The sequence below is a fragment of the Rhodococcus sp. FW305-130 genome (assembly GCF_058788335.1).
In genome coordinates this window covers 1-16793 of sequence record NZ_JBYTAP010000010.1, presented here as the reverse complement: position 1 = coordinate 16793, position 16793 = coordinate 1, and the positions used below count along the sequence as shown (strand labels likewise).

The window sequence follows — 16793 nt, the reverse complement described above, 5'->3', positions numbered from 1 at the left end:
CGCTGCGGGGGATTTCCACTCAATCTCGATGTGCTGGAGCGATTCGTCAGGGTTCTTGATTCGCGGGTCGGCTGAGAATTGGATGCGCCAGCGGCCACGGCCGCTGGCGTCGACTTGGCATGTGATGGGCTGTGAGCTGTGACGGCTCGACATGCAGACTTACGCGGCTCCGTCTGCCTCGGATGAGCCGGCAAGCTTGAACAGTTCAGCATCGCGGTCGAAGCGCAGTGTCGTAGCCTCCATGTTGATGCGATCCGCTACCGTGCCGGCATGTGGCGCAATGTGCCCTTGATTCCCGAACTGGGCTTCGATCTGATCGGCTAGTCCGTTGCTGATTTTTGATCTTGTGGCGCGGACCTGACCGAGAATGGTTTCGTCGAATCCGTGCCCTGACAGTTCCTCAATGTGAACGACAGTCGAAACCTGGTTCTGGCCCACTTTCCGTGATCGATTTTGAAAGTGTCAGCCGCCGAGGAGTATTCGTTCTCCTCGGACAACGCCGAGCCGTTCACTCTGCCACGCAATGTGGTGATCATCTTCCGCGATCGAGCACCGCGGACCGCTCGATCGCTCTCGTGGACACGGCGATGCGCCGCCGCTTCGGATTCGTTCCGCTGCACCGGGCGCAGGAGCCCACGAAATCGGTCTTGAGACGCTGGCTCACCGCCCGCAAGTACCCGCAGCGTGTCGCGGACCTGCATCTTGCGCGTAGCGCTGCGATCGACGATCTGGACTTCCAGATCGGACCCTCGTATTTCATGCGTCCGGCGGTCCACAGTGATGGGGGATTGGCGCAGGTGTTTCGGCATCGCGGTCATCCCCTTGCTCGAGGAATTTTCGCTTCGGTGACCGCACCGTGGATCTCGATGCCCGATACGGCCTTGCTGCTCTGGAGAAGAGCCTGACGACCGGTGAATGACCCGATTACGGTGCCCCTCTTCGAGCGGCCGCGATGCGGTTACGGCTGCGCCGACTGCCTGGTGTGCCGCCCGCAGGTGGCGTTGACGCCGGAGGGGGCTGCAGCGTTCGCGGCCTCTGGGCTGGTCACGGTTACACCAACGATGACTCCCGGCGTGTTCGCGCTGGCCGCCACCGAAGAAGATCGGGGCCGTTACCGTCGATGCTCTCACGGTGAGGGTGGAACCGAAAACACCGATCAGCCGCGTGATGTGGATGATGGGATACGTCCGTGGCCCCGCGTGGTGGTCGCAGCACACCGCACTCGCCGACACGGATACCGACCTGGTTGCCGCATTGGCCGAAGCGTTCGTGGTCGCCGCCGAGCGCGCGACTGCCCGCGGGTTGCTCTCCGGTTACCGCGAAGTCGAAGACTCGGGCCCGGTCTTGCGCGGGCGGCTACGCGCGGGCGATCAGATCACCCGACGATTCGGGCTCGCACTGCCTGTGGAGATCCGCTACGACGAATACGGGTGAAGACATCACCGAAAACCAGCTGCTGCTCGCCGCCACCTTGATTCTGCTCGATTCCGCGGTAGTCCAGCCTCGTCTGCAGACGAGGCTGGCCAGGCTCCGCCGCGCCCTCACAGACGTCACACCGCCCACGCCTGGTGCCGAACCGTCCCCGGCGCGAACGAGATTGAACGAGCGCTACCACTGGGCATTGCAGTTGGCGGAGCTGATCACCGAGCATCGGTCCATCGAGCACCGCATCGGGACTGTCGTCGTGCGAGGCTTCGTCCTCGACATGTGGAAAGTGTTCGAGGATCTCCTGATGACCACCACCGCTGCTGCGATCGCCCGCCGCGGCGGAACCGGAGTGCGCCCCGGATCCGGCCCGACGCGCTACCTCGATCACGGCCGCACCGCCCGCGATCGAACCTGACCTGACCTGGTACCACAGCCGCGATAAGCCTGTGGCGGTGATCGACGCCAAGTACAAAACGATCACTTCCGGCAAGAGGGGGCCGAACGCGGACATGTACCAACTGACCGCCTATTGCACCGCACTCGGACTCCGCGAAGGTCACTTGATCTACGCGAAAGGCGACACCGCTTCCCATGCGGTCGAGGTTGTCGGCGCCGACATCACCATCTACTGCCACGCCCTCGACCTGGCCACGCCCCAGCGGAGTTGCTGGCCTCGATCGACGTGCTCGTCGAGGCTATGAGGGCTCGGAACGGCGACGAATTCTCGATGGTCGGAAACGGCTCGTAGTCCTCGGATGATCCACGGTCGCAAACCTTGTCGGCTCGTGGCGCTACCGTCGATGAAACAGAGGACCAGCAGGGGAATCGATGACAAGCTCCGAAAACGACTTCAACCAAGCACTTCACTGTGGGCGCGTTTATGACAGTGCTGCCTGGCTGTACAGACCACACCGAGACCTGAACGCATAACCGCATGCGAGGGCAATTTTCAGATGCCGGTGACAGTTTTCTCCTTTGCCTGCGTGCGCAATTCATGCGCCGTGCCGAGATTGTGCGGTGTTCTACACTTCGGCCCGCAATGTCCCCGAGCATCGATTTGCGGGAGATTCCGACCATCACCGGAGAGTCGAGCTCGACGGCTCCGTTTGAGCTGTGCGCATCCGACTCGATTGTGGAGTTGGGGCGTGTACCGCGAGTGTGGTTGCCGGTGGTCGGTAGTCGACGGGGATGTGGGGCTCGTCGAAGTATCATTCGAAGATCGTTGCATGACACAGAGACTCATTCATGGTAAGTCTCTTGGCATGATGAGTTTTCCGCGCTTGAGCGCATTGTTCGGTGTCCCGGTTACGTCCTTGTCCGCCAGCGTAATTGATGATGCAGTAGCCAACGGTATCCCTGAAGGGGCTGATCTTGATTGGAAGAAAGAACACTATCGGAAGGACAAGAACGAGGAATTCGCCAAGGACGTCGCGGCGTTCGCAAATTCCGGCGGTGGTGTGATTGTGCTCGGCGTCGAGGAAGAATCAAGTCGGGCAAGCCGGGTTTCACCTGTCAGTATCGGTGATGCCGATACTCGGCGTATGAAACAAGTCCTTGGGGAACGCCTGCGCCCATATCTTCCTGGAATCGATTTCAGGGTGATCGAGCGTCCTGACATCACGGGGTTGGGCCACTACGCGATCGTTGTGCCGCGAAGCCCCAATGCCCCTCATGCCGTAACCAGTGGGAATGGAGGAACAATCCTCCGTTATCCTGTTCGCGACGAGACCATCACCCGGTGGCTGACGGAGGCGGAGGTCGCGGTTCGATATCGCGATCGATATGCCTCTCGGGACGAGTTGGCATCTGATTTGGATCGAGTTCATCGCGAAGGCCGTTCACACACGAGGGTCGAGTCCTACCCTGCCTTGGCGGTAGCCATAGTGCCGACCTTTTCGGGTCACCGAGAAGTAGGTGCAACAAGCGTCACGCGGACTCTGGGATTCTTTAACAGTTGGCAGCGACAATTTGCGCCACCGCTATCTTGCCTCGGACGATCAAACATGTATCCGCGAGCCGGAGCTCGTCGAACTGATCTAATCACACAAAACGGCCGCCACGGAGGGAAATTTGATCCACCGGCTATTGAACTACTTTACAGGGGGGCGGGTTTCGGAACATCCAAAGTGGAGGTGGTGCGTGACCCTTACTTGGTGGACGAAAATGTATCGGGTGCGAAGCAGGCGCTTGCCCAGGATCGCTTCGAAATTGAGCTCCTCGGGCTCGTCTCGATGTTGTGCCATCATGCCGTAGACACCGGGGCCTCGGGGGAAGGGGAGATTCGAGCCCAGTTGTTGATCAATTCGGGTAGGAATCCAACAGAACGTATCTACGCCACGGAGTTTCACGAACCACGGACATGGGATGGTGAATCATCTGACAAGTACATCTGCGTGCTGAACTCCGACTTCGTGCGTGACCGCACAGCGGCTGTCGAATGCACGATCAGCTTGGACGAAGCAACAACTGATTACCGGGCAGTCGCACGTGCAGCCTACTCGCTTGCGGCCGACATCTATGGAGACTTCGCTATCGCCGAACCATGCATCCTGCGACCGAATGGCACTCTCGCAGTGGAACGATCGACCCTGGGCGGACACCTGCGTGCCAGCTTGTCTAGCTGGGCGGAGACGATGAATTTAGTTGACTAGCTCGTGGCGGATAAGAAAACAGTTGGGGGCGTGTTGCTCCCAGCTCACGGCCTGAGAATCACTCTTGCTTCTCGGACGAGCAGCTTCACGACATGACGATCCTTTGAACGCCCGCTGTACAAGTCGTCACTGCTGCGCGTGCGTGTGGTTGCCAAGGTGGACGATCGAGAACATCACCGCCGGCTATTCGCGCTTGTCGCGGAGAAGCAGTGTGCGAAGGCCTGCGAGTGCGTTACCGCGGCGTTGTTGACCGTTGCGATGAAGGCCAGGATCTTCCTTGGACGCGCCGTTCACATCGTCGGGTAGATCAAACCCGATGGATGGTTTTGCGGTCTAGTAGCGGGGTTGAACAATGTGCCCGGCGTGGAAAGTGAGTCCCCGGGTTGTGTGTTTAACGCTGGGACGTCTTACCTATTGGAGTCCCTGGCCGTGGTGCGGACTGGGGGTACGTGCCGTTGGCGAATCGGGCAAATCCCTTGGTTCTCCTTAGTCGCTTGTGCGGGATGCGCAGGCTGTTGCGGGTTGGTGTTCGCCGGGAAGGGCGTGCATGTCGTGGGGTATCGGTTAGGTAAGGGGGCTGTGTCCGTTGCTGATTCCTGATGCTGCGTATCGGCTTCCGTGCGGCTTCGACACTGCCGTTTCGCTTGAGTGCGAGGGAATGGATCAGTGAAGCGGTCGTTCGGAACGGGGTATTTTCATGGGTTCGTAGTTGTCAGCGATGTTCCAATAGCGGCCGTTTGCGTCCAGCACCGAGTACCAGATCGCGGTGTATTGGTGACTCGGGGCGGTTGTGTCGGTGTTGCTGGCTTCCCATAGTGTGCGCCAACATTCGCCTGTGGCCAGTTCTGGACAAGATGTGGTGTCAGAAACTTTCAGCGGGTGACCTCGCCCCTCGCCGTCTCCAAGGAAGATTGTGGTGATCGGCCGCATCCGAACACTAGTTGAGTTTTCCTCGACTGATGCTCTGAACCCATGAATCCTGATGTTGTACAAGGGTTTGTCGCTTCTGTTCTTGAATTCGGTTCGCCACTGCTGTTTTCCATTTTCTGTACCGCTTGGGAGCCACGAGACGCGCAGTAACCGGACTTGGTTCGCTTGATCCTCCAGATCGGCGCGCAGTGTCGACCTATAGGACTGCAAGGCGACGAGAACTCCGCCGGCGGTAAATAGTGCCCCGCCGGCGGACACCCATGCCGGGAGTGAGCCGAGATCGACGTCGGCGTGAGTGGAGATGAGTGCGAGTGTGACCGTCACCCCGAGCACGGCAGCGAGAAAGGACGTGAGATCAGTCTTTCGAGGATGCTCACGCCGGTAGCTGACGATGCTACATCCGAGCGCGATACATCCCAGGATGATGCCGCCGAGCGCTGTGAGAGTCCACCAGTCGTGCGTAGCTTGCTCTAGAGTCCATTCGGCGCGGACGAGCGACGCTGTTGAACACGCGATGGCAAGCACCCCACTCGCTACGCATCCGATGCGTCTCGCTTCCAGGTAGGTGCCGGGCTCAGCTTTCATTCGTACACCCTAGAAGGAGGCATTGTGAACGAAACCGAAGCGTTCGTCGGCTCCCGATAAATTCGCGATGTGAAACCATTTACAGATCTGTGTCGCAGACCATTTCGATCCTTCCCCAGCTTATGAGAAGCCGATTCGTTTGACAGCGTCTTCCCTCCCAGGGCGTCACGACCTCGGTGGATGGGGACACGTCCACACCATCCACCGAGATCCGACCCACGACCACACCGCAAGTGAAACCCAGCAAGCCGCCATTAAGGGTATGGGTGGAACAGGCGGGGCCCGGCAGCGGCGAGTTGCCCTCGCGCACTCCGCCCACCGGCAACTGACCCATAGATGGGTGGTCGATTCGTCGTCCAACGGTATCCGGTCAGTTTCAGATCGACGCGCAGCTGGGCATGAAGGTGTCCCGTCGCCGGGATCGTGGCTGGAGACCGGAGTCCAGGACTCCGCGATGGGGTCGGTTAGCATGCAGGCTATGGACCGGCGCTATCAGGTATTTATCAGTTCGACCTTCATGGACCTTGTAGACGAGCGACGCGAGGTCATGCAGGCGCTGCTCGAGATGGACTGTCTGCCCGCCGGTATGGAGATGTTCCCTGCAGGTAACACCGACCAGTGGACTCTCATCAAAGGCGTTATCGCGCAGAGCGATTACTATCTGGTGGTCCTTGGTGGCCGGTACGGATCGGTCAGTGCGGAAGGAATCAGCTATACCGAAAAGGAGTACGACTACGCGGTCGAACTTGGTATCCCGGTTATGGGGTTTGTCCCTTCCCAACCTGACGAGATTCCTGTTGGCAAGACTGATCGGAGCGATGCGGCAGCGAAGAAGCTCGCTGCGTTCCGCGAGAAGATCCAGTCGAGGATGACCAAGGACTGGAAGAACGCCGAAGATCTTGGTTCCAAGGTCACACGCGGCCTCATTCATCTCATCAAGAACAACCCTCGACCGGGGTGGGTCCGTGGAGACCAGGCGATGACACCCGAGACCCGTGCAGAGATCGCCGAACTCAACGCAAAGATCGCCCAATTTGAGAAGAAGGAAGTCGAGGGCTCTGCTTCGACTTCGGCGCAGATGGACGATGCCTTCGCTCATGGCCAGGAGAAAGTCGAACTCTTCCTGAAACATAAGGGCTACCACTATGCCCGCCAAGAAGAGGACGGCGATCTCACATATACGTGGGACGAGATCGTTGAGGTTCTCGGCCCCACGATGATCGACGAGGCGCCGGAGCCAGCTCTACGGGAGACGTTCAATAAGCACATGCTTAGCGATATCCAGAGCGACGCCGAGGAGAGCTGGACGAGCGGGTGGGGGAGTGAATCCGCAGAGATTTCGGACAGGTCGTGGGGTGCGATAATCGTCCAATTGCGTGCGCTCCGTTTGATCACCACGGGCACGAAGAAGCGCACTGTGAGCGACAAGGCCGTCTACTGGAAGCTCACACAGGCCGGGGACGAGTATCTGGTGTCACTGCGCGCAGTACTCAGCTCGAAAAACCTTGAACGGCCGTAATAGTGGGCATGTGCCGGGAGGTCGGGATAACAGCGGATCCGCCCGTCGCGGGCAAAGCGACGAGGATCTTCGGATCGTACGCTCGGGTACCTGGTGCGGAAGGTTCGGGCCCGAATATGCCCGCAGGCTGCGCCGACGCCAACCACAGACTGGCGACAAGTGGCATCTCGACGAGGTGTTCGTCAAGATCGGCGGAGTCCGAAAATATCCCTGGCGGGCAGTGGACCAAGACGGCAACGTGCTTGACATCCTCATCCAAGGTAAGCGGGACGGCAGTGCCGCGACCAGGTTCTTCAGGACACTACTGAAGAAACAAGGCCGTCGCCGCGGGTACTGGTCACCGATAAACTCGCCTCCTACCAGGTCGCGCACCGGGAGACGATGTCGACAAGTGAGCACCGGCAAAACAAGTATTTGAACAATCGGTGCGAGAACTCCCATCAACCGACCCGGCAACGCGAACGGGCGATGAAAGGGTTCCGCACTGTCGGTGCAGCCCAACGATTCCTGGCCTCGTACAGTCGTATCTCTCCGCATTTCCGGCCGCCCCGCCACCAGATGACCGCCACCGACTATCGCACCGAAATGCACACCCGATTCCAGGTGTGGGATCAGGTCGCCGAACAGAACCTCACTGCTTGACCGACCACTCCACTGATACCCAGCTGCACCCGAAAACTGCTGCATCCCAAACAACTTGACAGAACCCGAACCACACCTCGACCAGATTCATCCACGACGCCGACATCGGCGTGAATGGACGTGGATCCGCGGGTTCGCCGCCAACCACTCCCGGACCTCGAGTTTCCTGCGGGTCGTGTAATTGCCGGTCACCAGATGCAATTCCAGCTTCGGATACGCCCGTGCCACATGTTTGAGAATCACCAGAATCACCAGAATCTCCTGGTGACGGTGCCGCGGTCGGCAGATCCCGGTCACCTTCTCGGTCTCGATCTCCAACGCCGCGAACAAGGTGGTGGTGCCTTTGCGGACGTAGTCGTGGGTTTGCTTCTCGGGCATGCCGATCTGCATCGGCAACATCGGAGCCGTCCGATCCAATGCCTGAATCCGCGATTTCTCGTCCACGCAGGGCATGATCGCGTTCTCCGGCGGATCGAGATACAACCCGACGATGTCGGTGACCTCCACCGGCCAGTTCCGGATCGGTGGAGAACCTGAATGTCTCACTGCGCCACGGCTGCACGCCGTACTCGCGCCAGATGCGCGCGACCGTGCCGTACCCGATCCCCAAGTGTTTCCCGAGTAGGCGTGAACTCCATTGCATGACAACGTATTTGTCCAACCTGGCGAAGCAACGCGCATGCCGGATGAACTATGGCCTGATGCAGGAACGCCTACGAATGGGCGAGCGTGAATCGCGGCCAAGCTCGCACCGCTGCGTGTTGCAGTGGCTGGGAATCCCAGTATCCCTGCACACTGGCACCGGCGGTCGCGATCTGAGTAGAAGTCCCGCTCGCTGCCGAGGCTGCACGATCGCTGATCCGGTGTAAGGCTGAACTCAACCGTAGTACTAGGAACTTCTGGCCAGCGTGCGGATCAACCTGGAGGCCCCTCAATTGGTCCGCGGGAAGTCGCACAAGCGGTTGCGCTTCTGCGGTTAATCGTTCATGTATGACGATGGTCTGCATGGATTCACCGGTAACGGTAGGGCGTTATGGCGGTCGGGGGTCTCGCGCGGATGGTCGCGCGGATGGTTCAGACAGGCCCGGGCTTTCATGTCGGACATACCGGATAGTCTTATTTATATCGGGCGCCGGTCCGGCAAATTCGTGTTTGGTCAGTTCAGGAGGAAGTCGTGGATTATAGTGAGCTCCCTACGCGTGGTGCGGTGTTCTGGCCGGTCGGTACTGGGGATAGCAGCACGATTGTTCTCGATGACGACATTGTGATCCAGATCGACCTGCATGATCTCGCGATGGCGCAGGACGAGGAGACTCCGCATGTTCCGGTTGTCGACCGTCTCATCGAGGCGCTCCCCACGGTGAATGGGTTGCCGTACCTCGCCGTATTCGCCTTGACCCACGCAGACAAGGACCACTGCCTCGGATTTGCTGATCTTCTCGACCGTGTACGTATCGGTGAACTGTGGGCGACCCCGCGGATGTGGCGAGAAGCAGCAGATGATGATGCTCCGAATCCGTGTTCAGACGCGGAAGCGTTCCAAGCGGAATCCGAGCGCCGGGTTGTTGCGACGAAGAAGGCTGTCGATGCCGGAGTCGAGCCCGCAAGTGGTGATCGCATCCTTGTCATCGGGTACGACTCCGACCATGACGACCATGCCTACTCCGAGCTTCCCGACAAGTATTTGTCCGGGCCGGGGAAGTCGGTAAGCACACTCGACGAGCATGACTGCTCCGACCGGTTCGAAGTATTTTTCCACGCCCCGTTCGTCGATGACTGTGCCGCGGAGCGCAACGAGACGTCACTGGCTATGCAAATCACCCTCACCGATGAGAGCGGTGTCGACGGCAAGATGCTGCTGTTCGGCGACTTGGCACACGACACCATCATGAAGATCTTCAACTACAGCGTCGACCACGATCGCCGAGAGAAGTTGGAGTGGGACTTGCTTCTCGCACCGCATCATTGCTCGAAGAAGGTCATGTACATCCCAGTCGATGGGGAAGACGTCCTGTGCCAGGACGTGCTGGACGCTTTCTCCGTCAACGCCCGTCACGACGAAGTCGTTATTGTCAGCAGCAGCGACTCGTTCCGCCCCAAGGACGAACCGGGGATGAATCCGCCCCATAGGAAGGCTCGTGCTCGGTATCAGGAGATCGCCGAGCTCATCTGCACCATGTCCTGGGGTGACGAGAATGCGCCCTCTCCCGTTGTTTTCGGTGTGGATGCCTCCGGCCCGCGAATTATCCGTGAGTCGGTATCCGCTCTCTCTGCTAGTGCAGGTTTCGCGAAGTCCGCGACGATCCCGAGCCGACGCCGTCTGGCGGCGGTGACCGCTGCGGCTGTCACCGTCGCCCAGGCGCTGCCCGCTGCTGCCGCTGCGGTGGAATCGCGGCGGAGTGGAGCTGAACGCATCCAGGATGCGATCGCTATCGACCGCGGTGGTGCGAGCGCGCCTGATGCGCCGGTCGGGTTCGGCCGTTGAGCGATCTGGCGGCGGCGCAACTTGCCGAGCTCGCGGAGGTCAGTGACGGCGCGATCGAAGTTCTGGGAACTGTGGAAGGCCAGAGTTCGACGACATTTATCGTCTCGTTCGACACCCATGGGATCACTACCGGCAACGGGGGGATCAGGGTGCGGGAGCGGGAGCGGTTCGAGTTCATCGTTTCTGGCACGTTTCCGTATACGCATCCCGCCGTGAGGGTGCCCCATAAACGGTGGGCGGGCACCCCTCACGTTCAGTGGGGATCTCAGCTCTGCATTTATGCGGCACCATCGGTGGAGTGGAATCCGTCGGACGGGATGCGTGGCCTCATCGCGCGGCTGATGCTGTGGCTTCAACGAGCCGCTGAAGGAACGCTCGACCCGGAAGGGCAACCACTCCATCCGCCTGTGGCGTACTCGAGCTACGACAACGGTTGGATCGTGATTCGTCCGGACTTAGACGACCGGGCGCCGTGGGCAGCCGAATGCGTAGAGCGAACCACCACGCTCTATGCCTGGTGCCGACGCCACGGCAAACGTGTTGATGTTCTGGAGTGGCTCACTCTGGGGGAGGTGTGTGCGCGAGTCCTCGCGGAGGACCTCGACGCGGTCGACGTGTCAGGCCGGCCGTACTTTGTGACGCCGACGTTCTTGATCAGCGACGAGCTGGGTTTCGAGTATCCGGACTCGGCTGCGGCGCTGGCCGATCACCTCGACAGGTCAGGAGTCTCCCGCGAGGAGATGCTCCGCGCGATCACCAACTCGGCCCTCCTCACGGCCCAGATCGCCGAACGGGCGGGATCGGAGGAGAAAGCACCTGCTGCGCTGATTCTCGGCACGCCTTCTCGGCGCATCGAAGGAACAGCGCGATTGGCGCACCTCGTGGCGTGGAAGTTCGACGAACTCGGAACCGATATCGCCGATCTACTCGGCGAGGTGGAGATCGGATCCTCAGAACCTTTGAAAGGCAAAGTCGCCGACCTTGCAGGCCGCTGGTTGAGCTTCGCGACGGCAACATGGATGGTCATTTTCGAAGATCGGCCCGAAGTCACCCAGCGGCGCGATGCAAACACGGCCGCGACGTGGTTGAACGGGAAACGGGTCCTCATCTTCGGATGTGGTGCACTGGGGGCTCCGATCGCCGAACACTGTGTGCGAGCGGGAGTATCGGCTCTCTCTGTCATTGACAAAAGCGCCGTGTCCCCAGGCATCTTGGTCCGGCAGCCATATACCGATTCGGACATCGGCTACTCGAAGGCTTACACGCTGGCCAACAGACTCAGTGAGATTCGACGCGACTTGTCAGTCCAGCACACGATTGGCGACGTCATGACTAACTACCTCAGTGAGGACGCAGATCCGCCTGCATTCGATCTCGTCATCGACGCTACCGCTGATGGGGGAGTTCGGGCAGCACTCGAACATGCTCGTGCTCGGCGTCGGGACGAGTGGCCACCTGTGGTCACCGCATTGTTCGGGCACAGCGCGGAACGCGGACTGGTCACTGTCTCGATGGCCGGGGCAACCGGCGCTGGGCATGACATTTTGCGGCGCACTGCGATCGAGTCCCGAAGTGCTGCCCGCGCGACCTGGGAGGACGTCGCGGAAGATTTTTTCCCCGACCCCCCTCGCACCGACATGTTCTTCCCGGAACCGGGATGCTCGGCACCGACGTTTGTCGGTTCCTCGATACAGGTCTGCGCTCTTGCTGCCACCATGTTCTGGGAGGCTCTGAACATCCTGGCCGACAACTCAATTGCAGCAAAGAAGCCGATGGCATGCACTGTGGTCCGGCTGCCCGGAGCGGAGCCCGCCCGCGCCGCCACAGACCGGCTCACTTGGTCGAACGACGTCACCATGCCCGATGTAGGCGGCGTGTACGAGGTGCGAGTGTCCCAACGCGCGATCACCGAGATGCGCGCTGAGGTCCGCCGGGGCGCACGCAAACGCGGCGACCGCATCGAAACCGGAGGCATGCTGCTGGGGTCTCTCGACGATGCCACTCGTACCGTCTATGTCGACGTGGCGACCGGGCCACCGCCTGACAGCGCCCTCTCCGAGATCTACTTTGGGCACGGCATCGAAGGAAGCAAGGAAACGCTCGAGCATCACCGCAGCAGCTCCGCCAACAGGATCGGATTCGCCGGCATGTGGCACACCCACCCCTTCGGTCGCGCTCTACCGAGCGACATCGACAAGGCCGGAATGGCTTCCCTCGTCAGCCCGGACGGAACTGGCCGACGCGCACTCATGCTGATCCTCGGCGGTTACGGGCAGACGTGGCACGCGTGGCGTGACCACGGAACGAAACCGGACATCTACGCCCACGTAGTATCCCGACAGCCATCTTCAAACGGAGACACATCCGCGGTACAGCCGGACCGGCCGACAAGCCAGTATTTCCCGGGCGGATATGGGTATACACCCGCGCCCGCCCGGGCGTCGAGTTACTGGGGACGGTTGTTCGGGAGGCAGACATGAACGAACCCCGGATCGGTCTTGCACTGTCCGGCGGCGGATTCCGCGCCACAGCATTCGGCCTCGGATGTCTGCGAGCCCTCCATGACCGCGATCTCCTCCGCCATGTCCGCGTGGTATCCGGGATCAGCGGCGGCAGCCTACTGGCCGCGATGTGGGCATACGGCCCAGAGGCGTTCGACGAGTTTGACGACACGGTGACCAGTCTTCTCCGCCAAGGTTTGCACGTCGAACTCATCAAGCGCACTGTAGCGCCCATCAGCATCATGCGGAGCGCTGGTAGCACCACACGTTCCCTTTTGTGCCGTGAGCCTCGAAGCTATTCGCGGACAAACAGTTTGATTGAAGCCCTGGCGGCACGAGACTTCGGCCGGAAACCTATCGCGTCGGTGACACACCCAGATCTCGCGACCGTCATCACCGCGACTGACCTCGACACGATGAGCACGATGCGTTTCGGAAGTGAGGTTAGCTCGTGTTGGTTCCACGGGGACGTGACCGACCCCATTTCCGTCGCTGACGCGGTAGCGGCATCCGCGGCGTTCCCGCTCCTCCTTCCTCCGGTGACACGAACATTCACCTTTAACCGTCGTGACGGAACGACCCACAAACAGCAAGTAGTACTCACGGATGGGGGTGTGTACGACAATCTCGGCTTGTCTGCACTGCTACCAGATCGGAACCCACGATTCACCCGCCACGCGTATGAACTCGACTACCTGGTTGTCTCCGACGCCGGCCGCGGGAAGAAGCTCACGTCTTCGTCGAATTACATGTACAAACGGCTGCCGAGGGTCTTCGACATTACGTATGGCAAGACGCAGGACGCAGGCAGATCCAGCCTCAACGAACTCGGTAGGAGCGGCCAGGTCCGCGGTATCGTTCATAGCTACCTTGCACAGCGGGACGGCAAACTCCCTGTGCACCTTGCCGATCTAGTCCCACGCTCTGCGGTTGTGAACTATCCGACGGACTTCGCGAAGATGAACGCCGACGATCTCGCCGCGATCACGATCCGCGGCGAGCAGCTCACACGCGTGCTGCTCGCTCATCACTGCCCGGAACTGGGGATCTAACGCGGACGTCGCCATTGCAGATTGCTCAGCAGCCATCAACAGAAGACCTCGCGCGTCGGGGCCGGACCGGTCGCGGGCGAACGGAAAGTTCGCCCGCGACCTCACTGCATTAACAAAAGTGGGCTTCAATATTGGAGAAACAGTCGGGCGCGCAAATCTTTTCGTGGAAGTTCCGAATAGCGTGCACGCGGCATAAGCACCTGCCGCCGCCATCTCGCGCGGAGGGGCGAACGACCGCTCGCGGGTGACTTCGCGTCGCCGCCTATGAGCAGTTCGCACGGCTGGAATGCGACGGCGCGGCTGTGGCGATGCGCGTTCCATCCGCAGCGTGGGGCGCCGGCTGGTGCGTTGCTACCCGTTAAGGGTTGGCTGCAGGAGCGTGTTTCAGGAGTTCGTCGGCGTAGGCTTCGGCTCCGCGACGCACCCATTCCGTGGTGAACCACAAGGTGTAGAGAACGATCCACACCAGCGAGCCAATCAGTGCCACGATCGGGACAGTGAGATCGAAATCGATCGGAACGCGGACGATCACGACCATGGCGACGATTGATCCCAAAGAGATGAGCGAGGCAACGGTACAAGCGAGCGTGCGCAGGCCATAGACATTGCGCCGGAAGCAATATCCCACCAAATCGTTCTTCAGCTTCGCGTACGTGTCCTTGTGTCCAGTACGTGTGATCAGCACTCGGGTGGCCGCTTCATAGATTTGGTCGGCCCCCACCGGATCAGCGTTTTCCTGCGCCGGCGTGGGAAGCGTGATGTTCGGTCCAACGATCGCTTGCAGCGATTGATGAAGGTCGCGGTGGATGATCAGGTTGTCGGCCGTGGCCCAGCGGAGCTTTTGGGTTGTCGGAGGACCACCCCACTCTGCCCAGAGTGCCTTCTCGATGCGTTTACCGGCATCCCTCCCCAGGTGTTTTGCGAGCACCGAAAGAGCGAGAACCACCGGTATCGGGAGGAGATTCCACCAGCTCTTCGCCGCGGGAATTTCTGCGACAAGGAGCGCGGCACACAGATATGCAGGGACGAGTGCGACGACCACCGGCAGCGTGCGGGCTTGGAAGTCGAAGGTGTCGTAGGACATAAGTTGAGTGGGGGCTTTCTAGTCGTCTTCGACGAGCGGTGGGAGGGGATCGATTTTCGACCACCCTGGCCGAGTGGTGCCGTGGCTGAGGCATACGGTTCGCCCTTCGGTAGCGACGGTATATCCGCCTCTCCGGGAGAGGGCGTTGACTACTTTCGGTGACGGGTGCTTCGGGGCGGCCTTGGCAGAACTGATGGGGGCCTGGAAGTTTCCGAATGGTTTTCCGGGCGCTCCGACGATTCGATCGAGGAGGGAGGGAGCGAGATTCCGGCGGCTTCCGTGATGAGGGGCCTGGAAAACGGTCAGTGGGTAAAGTCCGAATGAACCAACAGCGCGCTCGTATTCGTCTGCGGCGGCGGTCATTGCAGGGATGCCAGCGTCCCCGGTGAAAAGGATGCGGCGATCGTCGACAGTGATCAGCGCAATCACGGAGGAGTTGTTCCGAGGGCTGGTCTCGCCGTCCTCCCCTAACGTCTCAAGCGGCAGTGACGGGAGCACCGCCGCTAGCAGATCCCGACCTTTGGCTAACAAGGACGCTGCCAGCGATCGCCTAGGCGCGGCGACACCCAGCTTCATCTCCAGCAGATGCTCGGACAAAAGACTCTCGTAGTAATCCTCGGTGGGGCCGAGGACCAGAAGTTGCCCTCCCCAGCGGGAAAGCTTAGTGAACGGCTCCGAGATCGTGACCCGTCGTTCTTCGGCTGTGGCGATGAGATTGTCGACAGCTTCCAAGTTACTGAAGTCCGCGACGTTGCGGTTGTGCTGGCGGGGACGATGGATGAGAAGTTCCCCCACCTCCATCGTCTCGACGATGTGTTTGAGTCCGTTGAGGTGATCGGCGTCAGGGTGAGTAGAGATCATGATGTCGACGCGCTCGGTGCGGTAGTGCGTCCGGATGTGCTCGACCATCTGTTCGCCGGTTGCGCCAAATCCGCTATCGATGACGAGGACGACCGTTCGCCCATCGTTCAACGTGAGCTGAGTGCTAATCGCGTCGCCACTCTTCGACCCTGCGCCGGATTCGCTCTCTACGGGAAGGAAATCAATTTCGTACACTACTGCGGCACCCTCTCGAGGTTCGTCGCCGAACCGCACCGCGCGTTTGGTAGCGCAGCACGGCAGGTGGGATGGCGGCGATGAGTCCTCTCGTGCCATCGACGATCCCTACGCCAGTCCGGCTCCCGGACCGAACCCGGGATATCGACAAGTAGACGTTACACCTTTTGTATCTGAAAGTTGTGGGTTTGACCTGGGGTGATGACATGTCCCGGGGTGGTTGTTGGGGGTGTGTGGGGCGCCGGCGGTTTTGGGTGCTGGCGGTGGGGCCGGCGGGTGTTCGTGCTCGGTGGTGTGGGGGAGTGTTGCCGCGTCGTGTGGGGGTGTTGTGGGGTTCGTTTTGGTGTTTTGAATGTTGTTGTGTGTCAGTAGGTTTCGACATTCGTTTGGTAGGGAGTGGGTTTCGCGGATTATGCACGGTGATATTTTGAGAAATTTCGAATATTGTTGGGGCGGTGAGAATTTCGGTGTTTTGTATTTCGGATTGTTTTGCGGTTGGTTGGGTGGTGGTGTATGATTGGGAGCATGATGATGACGAGGCAGTGGGCGCGAGACAGGGCGCTTTCCGTGACCCCTCCCCTCCTCCCCAGCCTCGTTCGGGTGTCGGGTACCGGTTCAAACGTTGCGACGAATTCGATTGGTGAGAAACAAGATTCGGAATTCAGAGGAGCGAAGCGACTCGATCAACGGCAACGGCACTCGACCCACAGCGAGCCGCGCAGCGGCTCCCTGGCGGGGAGCGAAGCGACTCGCTTCCGTCTCTCGACGCGAAGCGTCGAGAGGTGTCTCTTCTCCACATCTCCGAGCCCACGAGACCCTGACCACTATCTGGGGGGGGGGGGTGTGGGGGGGGGGGGGGT

The 16793-nt window shown here is 60.3% G+C and carries 12 protein-coding genes and 2 pseudogenes; 10 read left to right on the top strand and 4 right to left on the bottom strand.

Going from position 1 to position 16793, the window contains the following annotated elements; genetic code table 11:
- Positions 1-587: 587 nt before the first annotated feature.
- The 5 genes from AC3WQS_RS26870 (at position 588) to AC3WQS_RS26850 (ending at position 4079) form a co-directional block, all read left to right on the top strand.
- Complete coding sequence (locus AC3WQS_RS26870) at positions 588-905, top strand: hypothetical protein (protein ID WP_492713417.1); 318 nt, start codon at positions 588-590, stop codon at positions 903-905.
- A gap of 196 nt (positions 906-1101) precedes the next feature.
- Positions 1102-1434, top strand: a complete 333-nt coding sequence (locus tag AC3WQS_RS26865) for a 5-methylcytosine restriction system specificity protein McrC (protein ID WP_492713428.1) — start codon at positions 1102-1104, stop codon at positions 1432-1434.
- Positions 1370-1843, top strand: a complete 474-nt coding sequence (locus AC3WQS_RS26860; RefSeq protein ID WP_492741598.1) for a 5-methylcytosine restriction system specificity protein McrC — start codon at positions 1370-1372, stop codon at positions 1841-1843. Before AC3WQS_RS26865 ends, AC3WQS_RS26860 begins: the two co-directional genes overlap by 65 nt.
- Positions 1844-1880: 37 nt before the next feature.
- Entirely contained in the window at positions 1881-2129 is a 249-nt protein-coding gene (locus AC3WQS_RS26855) for a 5-methylcytosine restriction system specificity protein McrC (RefSeq protein ID WP_492713418.1), read from the top strand.
- 561 nt (positions 2130-2690) lie between these two features.
- On the top strand, positions 2691-4079 hold the full coding sequence (locus AC3WQS_RS26850) for an AlbA family DNA-binding domain-containing protein (protein WP_492713419.1): 1389 nt from the start codon (positions 2691-2693) through the stop codon (positions 4077-4079).
- Positions 4080-4742: 663 nt separating this feature from the next.
- Here AC3WQS_RS26850 and AC3WQS_RS26845 read toward each other — a convergent pair.
- Positions 4743-5594: a hypothetical protein gene (locus AC3WQS_RS26845; RefSeq protein WP_492713420.1), complete on the bottom strand. Its 852-nt coding sequence runs from the start codon at positions 5592-5594 to the stop codon at positions 4743-4745.
- 478 nt (positions 5595-6072) lie between these two features.
- Between AC3WQS_RS26845 and AC3WQS_RS26840 the strand changes: the two genes are divergently transcribed.
- Together AC3WQS_RS26840 and AC3WQS_RS26835 are read left to right on the top strand one after the other, a co-directional pair.
- Positions 6073-7113 carry a DUF4062 domain-containing protein gene (locus tag AC3WQS_RS26840; protein WP_492713421.1) on the top strand — a complete coding sequence of 347 codons (1041 nt, stop codon included), beginning with the start codon at positions 6073-6075 and terminating at the stop codon, positions 7111-7113.
- Positions 7061-7755, top strand: a pseudogene (locus AC3WQS_RS26835) (IS6 family transposase). The gene AC3WQS_RS26840 and the pseudogene AC3WQS_RS26835 overlap by 53 nt, the downstream one beginning before the upstream one ends.
- A 67-nt stretch (positions 7756-7822) precedes the next feature.
- Here AC3WQS_RS26835 and AC3WQS_RS26830 read toward each other — a convergent pair.
- Positions 7823-8413 (bottom strand): annotated as a pseudogene (locus tag AC3WQS_RS26830) (IS630 family transposase); the annotation flags it as partial.
- Between the two features lie 516 nt (positions 8414-8929).
- Here AC3WQS_RS26830 and mblB point away from each other — a divergent pair.
- The 3 genes from mblB to AC3WQS_RS26815 are packed head-to-tail and all read left to right on the top strand — an operon-like array spanning position 8930 to position 13793.
- Positions 8930-10240: an anti-phage 6A-MBL system MBL-fold protein gene (gene mblB, locus AC3WQS_RS26825; protein WP_492713422.1), complete on the top strand. Its 1311-nt coding sequence runs from the start codon at positions 8930-8932 to the stop codon at positions 10238-10240.
- Positions 10237-12720, top strand: coding sequence for an anti-phage 6A-MBL system cap2_3 protein (cap2-3, locus tag AC3WQS_RS26820; protein ID WP_492713423.1), 2484 nt, complete (start codon positions 10237-10239; stop codon positions 12718-12720). Before mblB ends, cap2-3 begins: the two co-directional genes overlap by 4 nt.
- Entirely contained in the window at positions 12717-13793 is a 1077-nt protein-coding gene (locus AC3WQS_RS26815; RefSeq protein ID WP_492713424.1) for a patatin-like phospholipase family protein, read from the top strand. Before cap2-3 ends, AC3WQS_RS26815 begins: the two co-directional genes overlap by 4 nt.
- 358 nt (positions 13794-14151) lie before the next feature.
- On the opposite strand, the gene AC3WQS_RS26810 is transcribed toward AC3WQS_RS26815, so the two are convergent.
- Positions 14152-14877 carry a hypothetical protein gene (locus AC3WQS_RS26810; RefSeq protein WP_492713425.1) on the bottom strand — a complete coding sequence of 242 codons (726 nt, stop codon included), beginning with the start codon at positions 14875-14877 and terminating at the stop codon, positions 14152-14154.
- 18 nt (positions 14878-14895) lie between these two features.
- Positions 14896-15933 carry a ComEC/Rec2 family competence protein gene (locus AC3WQS_RS26805; protein ID WP_492713426.1) on the bottom strand — a complete coding sequence of 346 codons (1038 nt, stop codon included), beginning with the start codon at positions 15931-15933 and terminating at the stop codon, positions 14896-14898.
- Between the last annotated feature and the right edge of the window lie 860 nt (positions 15934-16793).